7 protein-coding genes are annotated in these 7,054 nt (G+C 66.1%); 5 read left to right on the top strand and 2 right to left on the bottom strand.

Going from position 1 to position 7,054, the window contains the following annotated elements; genetic code table 11:
• Nucleotides 1-172: 172 nt before the first annotated feature.
• The 3 genes from ACFV15_RS47370 to ACFV15_RS47380 all read left to right on the top strand — a co-directional run bounded on the left by ACFV15_RS47370 (nucleotide 173) and on the right by ACFV15_RS47380 (nucleotide 1,502).
• Nucleotides 173-511, top strand: a complete 339-nt coding sequence (locus ACFV15_RS47370) for a hypothetical protein (RefSeq protein ID WP_378360006.1) — start codon at nucleotides 173-175, stop codon at nucleotides 509-511.
• Nucleotides 512-584: 73 nt separating this feature from the next.
• Nucleotides 585-863 (top strand): hypothetical protein, encoded by a 279-nt coding sequence (locus ACFV15_RS47375; protein WP_378360008.1) that lies wholly within the window; start codon nucleotides 585-587, stop codon nucleotides 861-863.
• Nucleotides 864-872: 9 nt separating this feature from the next.
• Entirely contained in the window at nucleotides 873-1,502 is a 630-nt protein-coding gene (locus tag ACFV15_RS47380; protein ID WP_378360009.1) for a LuxR C-terminal-related transcriptional regulator, read from the top strand.
• Nucleotides 1,503-1,508: 6 nt separating this feature from the next.
• On the opposite strand, the gene ACFV15_RS47385 is transcribed toward ACFV15_RS47380, so the two are convergent.
• Nucleotides 1,509-2,672, bottom strand: a complete 1,164-nt coding sequence (locus ACFV15_RS47385) for a cytochrome P450 (protein ID WP_378360011.1) — start codon at nucleotides 2,670-2,672, stop codon at nucleotides 1,509-1,511.
• 132 nt (nucleotides 2,673-2,804) lie between these two features.
• On the opposite strand from ACFV15_RS47385, the gene ACFV15_RS47390 reads away from it, so the two are divergent.
• Both ACFV15_RS47390 and ACFV15_RS47395 read left to right on the top strand, forming a co-directional pair.
• Complete coding sequence (locus ACFV15_RS47390; protein WP_378360013.1) at nucleotides 2,805-4,328, top strand: dolichyl-phosphate-mannose--protein mannosyltransferase; 1,524 nt, start codon at nucleotides 2,805-2,807, stop codon at nucleotides 4,326-4,328.
• Nucleotides 4,329-4,692: 364 nt separating this feature from the next.
• Nucleotides 4,693-5,847: a glycosyl hydrolase family 8 gene (locus ACFV15_RS47395; RefSeq protein ID WP_378360015.1), complete on the top strand. Its 1,155-nt coding sequence runs from the start codon at nucleotides 4,693-4,695 to the stop codon at nucleotides 5,845-5,847.
• A gap of 96 nt (nucleotides 5,848-5,943) precedes the next feature.
• On the opposite strand, the gene ACFV15_RS47400 is transcribed toward ACFV15_RS47395, so the two are convergent.
• The gene (locus ACFV15_RS47400; protein WP_378360016.1) at nucleotides 5,944-6,945 is read right to left on the bottom strand and encodes a YdcF family protein; all 1,002 of its coding nucleotides are present in this window, start codon (nucleotides 6,943-6,945) and stop codon (nucleotides 5,944-5,946) included.
• Nucleotides 6,946-7,054: the final 109 nt, after the last annotated feature.

Genomic DNA, 7,054 nt, shown 5'->3' on the forward strand with positions numbered 1-7,054 from the left:
AGGCTTGGGTCGTGAGTGTTTAGACCGGTTAGAACCGGCCGTACCACTCACGACCCCGTGTCAACAGGATGTTGATCGGCTGTAGACGGCGCCGGGGCAGGCTGTGGCCAGCGTGTTCGAGCACGCCACACCCCGAACGTCTGGAGTGGATGTGTCGAAAGTCTGCAAGCTCGTGGCCGCCGTCGTCTTCGGTCTCGCCGTGGCGACGGCGGTGCCCCAGGCCGCTTCGGCGGCCGACCATGGATACGTCCTGTACAACAAGGGCGACTTCGGCGTGAACGTGTATTTCAAATACAACGGCACGCAGGAGGCGTACAACCACCCGAAAAAGGTGGAGGTCACCCAGCCCATCCACGCGCCGGCCGGCGCCAAGGTGGAGATCTGGGTGGCGAACGTGAATCCGGGCAGGTTGCTGCTCAGTTTCACGTATTCGGGTGACGATCCCAATTTTGTCTGCAGTGGCTCCTATTGGGGCAGCGGGCAGAACAGGGCGGCCTGCGGTAAGTGGTAGGTCGCGGCTCGGTGCCGCTCGGGCAGGGCCGAGCGGCACCGGGCCGTCGGGTTGGCGACAGCGAGGTACTCGCATGAGAATCAAACCGGCCTGTGACCTCGCGATCCATTTTGATGGCCGAGGCAGGCTCGAAATCCTTTCACTGGCTTCCGGCGGCTATTTCACTTACGAAGGCCGTCCCGTCGCGTTGTGGCTGGCGCTGATGCAAGGTACGACGCTGGATGGTTCGGCCGAGTTGCTCGCGGAATTCTGGGATGACGACATCGCCGACATCGCGCTCGAGATGGCGTTGTGGGCCCACGATTGGTGCAGCGACGGCTTGCTTCGCGTCGAACACGAAGCGGCCAGATAGGAGTGAGGCGTGGAAATCAGGGTGGGTGTGGTCGTCCACGACCAGTTCTTTTCCGGCAATCTCCTCGAACGGATCCGTGCTTCCTCCGACATCGACATCGTGCCGGCCGAAGAGCATTGCCGCGCGGACGTCATGGTGGTCGTGACGGCCTCGCTGGACGACATTCTGCTGGACGCGCTGGAAAAGCTCGCCGCGAACGCCGAAAACCCGGGCCAGTGTGTGGTCCTCGTGTCCGGGCCGGTGCGGGAACGGCATCTGGCGCAGGCGTTGAGCTGTGGTGTGGTCAGCATTCTGGCCAGGGAAGTGACGACCCCCCAGCTCATTGTCCGTGCGGTGCTGGCCAGTCATGCCGGGCGGTCGGTGATGCCGGAGACCATCACGCGCTGGCTGGTGAACGAGTCCCGCGCGTTGCAGGCGACCATGTTCACGGTGCACGGCCTCGAAGCGGGCGGACTGACACCGCGTGAGGTCGAGGTGCTCCGGATGCTCGCGGAAGGGCACGGCACGCTGCACATCGCCGGGCAGCTGCGCTACTCGGAGCGGACGATCAAGAAGATCCTCCAGGACATCATGACGCGGCATTCGCTGCGCAACCGCGCGCACGCCGTCGCCTACGGCTATCTCGTCGGCGCCATCTGACAGTCTTCACCACGTCACCGGCAGTGTCTTGATGCCGTGCACGGGGGTGTTGTCGGCGAACACGATCTCGCCGTCGGGCACGGCGAGCCGCAACCCGGGGAATCGCCGCAGCAGCGCGGGAAACGCGATCCGCAGCTCCATCCTGGCCAAGGGCGCGCCGAGACAGTGATGCGCGCCGTGCCCGAACGCGGCATGCGGGCTCGGCGCGCGCGTGATGTCGAACGTGTCCGACAGCTCGCGGTTGGCCAGCGTGAGCGAGCACAGCACGACTTCGCCCGCGTGCAGCTGCTGGTCGCCGACCTTGACGTCGACCAGCACGTCACGCGCGATCGTGGAATGCGCGACCGTCAGGTACCGCAGCAGTTCCTCGATCGCGGCGTCGACGGCGGACGGGTCGTCGCGCAGTAGCGCCAGCTGATCCGGGTTGCGCAGCAGGATCAGCGTGCCCAGGCTGAGCATGTTCGCCGTGGTTTCGTGGCCAGCGATCAGCAGCAGGCTCGCGACACCGATGACCTCTTCCCTGCTGACCTCGTGTTCGCGCAGCAGCATGCCGATCAGGTTGTCGCCGGGGTCGGCGCGTTGCCGGTCGACGAGCTCTCCGATGTACTCACCGAGCTCACGGCCGTTGCGGGCGCGCTCGTCGAGTGTCAGCGCGAGGTCGAGCTGACCGGTCGAGCGGCTCTGGAACCAGCCCGCGTCCTCGTACGGCACGCCCAGCAGCTCGCAGATGACCAGAGACGGCACCGGCAACGCGAAATCGGCGACCAGTTCGGCTGGCGGCCCCGACTTTTCCACCGCGTCCAGCAGGTCGGTGACGATCTCGTGGACCCGCGGCTCGACGCGCTTCATCCGGCGGACCGTGAACTCGGGTGTCAGCATCCGGCGCAGCACGGTGTGCTCCGGCGGATCGAGGCCGAGCAGGAAACCGGGTGCGTCCTCAAAGGACTCATCGCCGCCCGCCCTGGCCTCTTCGAGGTTCAGCCGCCGCTCCGCCTTGTTGCTGAACGCGGTGGTGTCACTCAAAACGGCACGCACGTCGGCATGCCGGACGGCCAGCCGCGCCGGTCCGAACTGCGACATGATGAGCGGCATTCCGGGTTCGCCCGCCAGTTCCCGTAGTTCGGGAGCCGGATCGAAGCCGGTGCGGCGGAGATGGATCGGTGTGGACACCTGACCCAAGCTAGCCGAGCGGACGGCGAGCCGCCGGGATCATGCCCGCCTGACCACGCGGTGCCGCCCGAACGAACACGGTAGGGTGTCGATGATCTTGATGCCCTCGACGAGGAGGATCAGCTCATTCAGGTGCCGCTGACGGAGCCGCCGTCCGATCGTGAAGTCACGCTGCTGGGTAAGCCCATGCCGGACGACCGGCTGCGCGGCTGGGTGATCACCGGGCTCATCACGCTCGTCGGCGGAATCCTGCGCCTGCAGAACCTGGGTTTCCCGACCAGTCAAGGCACTCCGGTCTTCGACGAAAAGCATTACGTGCCCCAGGCGTGGCAGATGCTGCGCAACGGCGGTTACGAGGACAACTACGGGTACGAGCTGGTCGTCCACCCGCCGCTGGCGAAGCAGCTGATCGCGGTGGGGGAGTGGCTGGTCGGCTACAACAGTTGGGGCTGGCGGCTTTCCGCGGCCATCGCCGGTGTGCTGATCGTGTTACTGACCGTGCGGATCGCGCGGCGCCTGACCCGGTCGACTCTGCTCGGCGCGATCGCCGGTGTGCTCGTGGTCTGTGACGGGGTGCTGCATCTGCAGGCCAGGATGGGGATGCTCGACATCTTCATCGCGTTGTTCGTGCTCGCGGCGTTCGGCTGCGTCTTGCGCGATCGCGACCAGGTCCGCGAACGCCTCGCCGTCGCAGTCCGCGAAGGTTGGGCCGACGAGTCGAAGTTCGGGCCACGGCTCGGTTTCCGGTGGTGGCGCTTCGGGACCGGGGTGATGCTCGGGCTGGCGTTCGCCGTGAAATGGTCCGGTCTCTACTACATGGTCGCGTTCGGTCTGCTCTGCGTGTTCTTCGACGTCGCAGCCCGGCGCGCAGCCGGTGTCGAGCGTCCGTGGCTCGGCACGGTCGTGCGCGACGTGGCGCCCGCGCTGTGGGCGATCGTCGCGATCCCGTTCCTCGTCTACCTCGGCGACTACGCGGCCTGGTTCGCCAGTGAGACGGCGACCGACCGCAATCTGGCCGAGATCAAGAACCTCGACCCCGGTTTCTGGGGCTGGGTCCCGGCGGCCTTGCGCTCGCTGGGCGCGTACACCGCCAGCGTGCTGGACTTCCACGCGCATCTGCTGACACCGAAGGACAATCCGCACGCGTACGAGTCGAAGCCGTGGACGTGGCCGATGGGCCTGCGGCCGATGCTGTACCACTACGAATCCGGTTCGAATGTCACCGGGTGCGGCGACCGGGACTGCGTGCGCGCGACCATGCTGATCGGCACGCCCGCGCTGTGGTGGCTCGCGCTGCCGATGCTCGGCTGGGGCCTGTGGCGCGCACTGTTCACAATGGACTGGCGGTATGCCGCGGTGCTGACCGGTTATCTCGCCGGGCTGCTGCCGTGGTTCCTCAACCTCGACCGCCAGATGTACTTCTTCTACGCCACCCCGATGGCGCCGTTCCTCATACTCGGCCTGGCGCCGATACTCGGCCAGATCCTGGGCAGCGCGCGGCGCGGCTTCGAACGCCGCGGCACCGGCCTGCTCGTCGTCGCGCTCTACGTCGGGCTCGTCGTCGCGAACTTCGCATGGCTGTGGCCGATCCTGAACGCCGACGCCATCACCGGCGAGCGTTGGCAGGCGGAGTTGTGGCTGCCGTCCTGGCGCTAAAGCACGCGTGAATTCCTGGTAATGACGAGTGCCGAATTCAGTGTAAGCGTGGCGCCTGAAATAGCGTGAGCTGCTTTGCGGCTCCCGCCGCCGAGGCGTATCAAAACACCGTGCCGATTCTTCTTTATCGTGGCATGCAGGCACGATGTCCGGGCAACCCGCTGGTAGAGGCCCACTTCGCGGCCGCCGGACGCGGTCCGATAAGGCCCGATTGTCCTGTTCCTGGTTTGCTTGACATTCGGCTGACGGGCCACGAAAGTTTCCTCAACCGCCGCCTCGTTAGGAATCTTTACTAACAAGGAGTCCCGCTATGCATTCACGTCGGAGAGCCGCTTGTGCCGCGGCTGCCTTTCTGATGGTGCCGATGGCTCTTTCCGCTGGGACGCCCGCGTCCGCCACCGGGGAGAGTCACCCGTTCCCCGCCCATGTCACCTATCAGACCGGTGTCCTGCCGTCGGCGAGCGAGTCGACGCGCGACGCCGCGGTCAAGAAGCAGTACGACTCCTGGAAGTCGAAGTACCTGCGTGCCGCCTGTGGCGGCTACCTGGTCGCCGTCGACTCCGACACCGCGCCCAACCGGGGCACCGTGTCCGAGGCGCAGGGCTACGGGATGAACATCGTGCCGCTGATGGCCGGGTACGACACGAACGCCAAGGCCGAGTTCGACGGCCTGTGGAAGGTCGTGCAGAGCCACCGCACCGGCAAGGGCATGATGCAGTGGAAGCTCGACGGCAGCTCTTGTAAGTACGCCGACGACGGCACCCCCGACTCCGCCACCGACGGCGACCTCGACGTCGGCTACGGCCTGATACTCGCCGACAAGCAGTGGGGCGGCTACACCGCCGCGGCCAAGGACTGGCTGGACAAGCTCTACAAGGCCGACGTCACCTCCGACGGCCACCTCCGGACCGCCGACGACGGCCCCAGCAACGACACCCGGCCTTCCGACTTCATGCTCGACCACCTGCGCGCGTTCGCGAAGTACGACACCGCGCACGACTGGAACAAGGTGGTCACCCGCACCGAGGCGATCATCACCGCGTTCACCACGAAGTACTCGCCGACCGCCGGCCTGCTCTCCGACTTCGTCATCGGCGCCGACGGCAGCAGCCCGAGGCCCGCGCCCGCGGACTACCAGGAGGACCAGCCGGACAACATCGTCGGCTACAACTCCGTGCGCGTCCCGTGGCACATGGGCACCGACGCGCTGGTGTACGGCGGTTCGGTGGCGCTGAACATCGCCAAGAAGGAGTCGGCCAGCTACAAGAGCCACTCGGGTGGCAACCCGGCGAAGATCTACCCGCACACCAAGCTCGACGGCACCCCCTACGACACGAGCGACCAGTGCGAGTGCGCCAGCAACCCGGTCGGTGTGGCCGCGATGGTCGCGGGCGATCAGGCGTGGACCGACGCGCACTGGAACTTCCTCGCGACCAACCCGCAGGGTGACGGCTACTACGGCGAGACCATCAAGATGCTCGTCTACATCGTGATGTCGGGGAACTACTGGGCTCCGTGACGAGCGTGACCACGAAGCGGGCCCCGGAAATCGGGGCCCGCTTTCTGCTCATCCTGCGGGAGATCTTCGCGGGCCGTAACCGCTTCACCGTCATCTTCAACGACTGGGCCAGAGCAGGTAGGCCAGCACCAGTGCGGCCACGACCACGGCGTTGAAGATCCAGTGGTCGCGCAGGATGGCGGCGAACTCGCGGATCGACGCGCTGGGGATGTAGTACCAGGCCGTCCGTGAGCCGACCACCTCGCCGTTCAGCTTGATCTCACGGGCGAGCAGCGCGGTGCGGAACGCGTGGAAGTTGTTCGTCACCAGCACGGAACGGTACCGCGGGTCGCGCGCGGTCATGATCTCCTTGCTGAAGATCAGGTTCTCGCGCGTAGTGGTGGAGCGGTCCTCCAGCAGGATGTGATCCGCCGGGACACCGGCTTCGATCAGGTAATCCGCCATCGCCCTCGCTTCGGGCAGTTCCTCGTCACCGCCTTGCCCGCCCGAGGTGATGATCATCGGGCTGGTGCCGTTCGCGGTCTGCTCGTCGAAGATCCGGCGAGCCCGGTCCAGGCGGCTGGCGAGCAGTGGCGGGACCTTCGAACGGATCAGGCGTGAGCCGTGCACCACGATGTAGTCCACTGTGGACCGGCGTCGTACGTGGACGTAGACGACCGAGTACAGCAGATACGTGACGAACGCCAGGCTCAGGTAGCCGACGACGATCCCGGCCGTGGTGATCACCTTCGCCACCCAGCCGGGCACGAGCTGCTTGCCGACCGCCAATGTCGCCATCATGCACACGGGAATGGCGAGCCCGGCCAGCAGTGACAGCAGATTGCCGAGCCGCCTGCCCTCGCGGCGGAACATCAGCATGCCGTTGGCCAGCAGGAACGCGGGCAGTGCGCCGAACAAGGTGAGCATGAAGACGGCGGGGACCAGCGTCGCCACCAGGTCGTGGCCGCCGGGAAGCCGTGACAGCACATCCAGCAGGCCGAAAGTCAGCAGCAACAAGCCGATCAGCAACAGCACGCCGTTGACCAGCCTGCGCCGCTCGGCGGCGAAACAGAGCGCGAAGGCCAGCAGGAAGGGAATCGACGTCACGATGTATTCCACGATCTCAACCTAGACAGGGCCGTCGCCCTCGGAAGGCGGACTGAGGAGTCACTATCGGGTGATCTCTTCTGGAAGGGGTCGTGAGTGGTATGACCGGTTAGAACCGGTC

It is taken from the genome of Amycolatopsis sp. NPDC059657 (assembly GCF_042734395.1).
Lineage (GTDB): Bacteria > Actinomycetota > Actinomycetes > Mycobacteriales > Pseudonocardiaceae > Amycolatopsis.